We start from the raw sequence: 3061 nt of genomic DNA, 5'->3' as shown, positions 1-3061 counted from the left end.
AATCGATGAACTCGGAGATGCTATTGTATCTCCACCGGATGCTTTACGGCAGATGGCGGAAAGCGAGGGTAAACAGATATTCTATGCTTTACTGGCCGAAGAAGGAAAGAACCGTGAACGACGCATCCGTGAGACTGAACGTTACAGACAGGCTCGCCTGGAGAGTTTACGCGGCAACGCGAACGATCCTTGGGTTAAGTTACGCCGTAACGAAATTGAGTCCGATATCATAACCGGTCGAAGGTCGGATAGATTCGAGCCGCTACCGGAATTTCGATGTTTGGTGGCGATCCAGGTGATGGTTGAATGAATTGGGTAAAACGTGTTGTTAATCCTTTAATTTCCGATTTAGGTGGGTTGCCAACTTTTTGTGACGATCCCGACGACTTGCTGGAACAGCCTGAGGTCAGAGAGGCATTACGTTCAGCAGGTATGAGCGTATATGAATGGGATGGTTTGGAAGATGAACTGTCTCGTTGGACCAAAGTGCCCGAGGACGAAAAGCCAATTATCATTGCGCCATCTTTACCTCGAAGCCGTGCGTTGGTACAGTCAAAGCTGAAAGATTATCGATGGGAAAGCGTTAGTATAGGTCGCTTGTTTCCCCGGTTAGTACGTGACATCGTGTTAGCTGTTCCGCGGTCGCGTTGGGACGTTTTATTGCGCTTGCATGAAGTGACGCCTCGAAGTTTGAGCGCACGCGATACCGCGTGGGAAATTGCTCGGGCATTGTACGGTGTCGATCCACTTTTCCTAAAAACCAGTGAAGCGTGGAATGGCCTACTAGCGCGAATCGTCGTAGGGAATGAAGGCTTGCCAAGGCAGATCGCATCATGGTTTGTGCCCATTGCTGTTTCATCCGGTAGAAAAGATATTAGTGAACATGAGCTGACCGATCCTGTAGCTGCGCGGACCTTGTTGTTATCGCAAAGCAATACTTCTGTCGCTCCGTCTTGGGAGACATTTCTTGTAGATTGCGCGAAACGCCCAGCAGTAATAAGTCGTTTAGAAGTTGTCGAAGACGGCACATCGTGGCAAGAGTCGCCTGATTCGAAAGCAACACCGAGGGAGTGGCTAAACTACGCTTGGACCTACGCGGAGAGCTGTAACACCAAAAGTAACCAAGCATTACGATCTGATACGAATGCCCAGTTTGTAAATTGGGTACAGAATGGTGGATATAATTTAGCGCTATCAGCAACAAATCCCGAGGTGCTTTGCATTAGCAGCCTTCGCAACCGTCTTGCTGATGAAGCCGGATCAGATCGAATGATAGTCTTTATGGTCGATTGCTTAAGTTTGCGGACATGGCTCGTCATAGAAAAAACATGGAATGAAGAAGGCGTTTTTTCTCAATTTTTCCGTCGAGCTGCGTTCACTGTAATCCCGACAATTACATCTTTGGCCCGGAGGGCATTTTTTGAAGGGATACTACCTAACCGGTTCAGTGCAAGTAATCATTCGGCTAGGCTGGAACGAACACTTTGGCGCTATCGATTTAGGGATGACGGTGAATGGTTCCAAGTCACTGAATCATCAGGCATCCGTGATGCCATAGCAAAAGGTAAAAGCCGAATCTGCATCTTAGATGCTTCATGGGATAGCATTGTTCATTCGCTGCAGTTAAGTTATGATTCTACATATGCTGCGGCCAAACGTTGGGCGAGACGTACACCGTTGCGCGGGTTGCTACGTGAGGGATTAGACAACGGCTATAGATTGTGGGTATTATCCGACCACGGCCATGTTGAATGCAGAGGGATTGGCCGACCGTATATTGGTGAGCTGGCAGAGAAAGCATCGCAAAGAGTATTGCTGTTCCCTAATGATAGTTTAAGAAAGGCCAATTGCATTGATGGCACTTTTATTTTTCAGCCGACCGGACTGCCAGCAGATTGTCAACCTTTGTTTGCAGCGGAAAGCGGTGCATTTGCATCATACGGTACCACCATTGAAAGCCATGGCGGATTTAGCATTGAAGAAGCAATTATTCCAGTTGTGGAGGTATTAGCATGAAACAACATCCTGAAAAGATTCCTGTCATGTTCGACCGTATGATGCGGCCGGAATGGCTTGATTATGCTCTTTCAAAATATGTCTCATCCTCCAATAAAGTAGAACTAGATAATCACCTCCGTGATTACCTATCGAATGAAATAAAGACCCCGACATCACTACGGAAGACGGTAAGTCAACTTCAGCGTACTGTTGGCTTTCTTTCGGGTATCTCCCATGAAAATCTGGTGGCGGCTCATGAGCAGATGAAGAAAATGGTGCCGACGGAACGCGACCAGCTAAGGTTTGAGCTTTTGCAACTGTCAACCCCTTTTGTCGCTGATTGCGTAAATGTATTTCGTAAACTATCATTAATTGGCGTTAAGACAGTTAGCGCGACTGATTTGTACGCCCAGCTTTCGGCTCAATATGGTGAACGGGGAACGATTCCACGGCGTGTGAGATATGTCTTATCTACCTTGAAATTGTTCGGTTTTGTCACCAACGAAAAAGGTAAGTGGCAGTGGGTGGATCAAGGTATGGTAGTTAAATGATTTATTAGTGTGCCAACTAATAAAATGAAAACAGTTATTTATTAACTGCGTCGATAGTCAGCTCAATAATTTTACATATTCTAGTTAAAAAAGAATTGCGGAAAAACAAATCAGTAAAAACAAATTCCATTATATTAAATACCCCTAGCTAGGATTCATATTATGATCCTGAATAAGGCTTTTCCAAAATGCACCGTTCTAGCAACACATAAGCTCTGAGTCTGACGACTTTGCTCTGATCATATTTTGTTGAAAATAGGTGCTGAGCGTATTAGCGGCTAAGCCAGGTCATTGTGATTCTTGCAGTGAAGTCTGCGACAATGGTGAATATATACACAGATATAACCTGTATAACCTGTTCCATGTTGGTTCATTACTGGGGCAGGTCAGAGATAGAAATTATAGGCATGTAAGCAAATACGTTTATTATTTTAAAATTATTTTTGAAGTACTTGTTAATGCGTAGTAATACAGTTATTATTTTAAAAAAGAAATATTATATCAATATAATT

General features: G+C 44.5%; 3 protein-coding genes. All 3 read left to right on the top strand.

Annotation, left to right across the window (positions count from 1 at the left end):
- A partial coding sequence (locus NC238_13670; GenBank protein MCM1566955.1) for a hypothetical protein occupies positions 1–310 on the top strand: 310 nt, incomplete at its 5' end.
- The gene (locus NC238_13665) at positions 307–2016 is read left to right on the top strand and encodes a PglZ domain-containing protein (GenBank protein MCM1566954.1); all 1710 of its coding nucleotides are present in this window, start codon (positions 307–309) and stop codon (positions 2014–2016) included. The genes NC238_13670 and NC238_13665, both read left to right, overlap by 4 nt.
- A complete protein-coding gene (locus NC238_13660) occupies positions 2013–2549 on the top strand; it encodes a hypothetical protein (protein MCM1566953.1) in 537 nt (178 codons plus the stop codon). Before NC238_13665 ends, NC238_13660 begins: the two co-directional genes overlap by 4 nt.
- Positions 2550–3061: the final 512 nt, after the last annotated feature.

This window comes from Dehalobacter sp., assembly GCA_023667845.1.
In the GTDB taxonomy this organism is placed as follows: Bacteria; Bacillota; Desulfitobacteriia; order Desulfitobacteriales; family Syntrophobotulaceae; genus Dehalobacter.
Note: the sequence above shows the minus strand (reverse complement) of the source record. Positions and strands in the feature narration are given on the sequence as shown.

What these genes read in the sequence shown, in the direction of transcription:
- NC238_13660 (MCM1566953.1), top strand. Translation starts at nt 2,013, where the DNA reads ATGAAACAACATCCTGAAAAGATTCCTGTCATGTTCGACCGTATGATG.
- NC238_13665 (MCM1566954.1), top strand. Translation starts at nt 307, where the DNA reads ATGAATTGGGTAAAACGTGTTGTTAATCCTTTAATTTCCGATTTAGGT.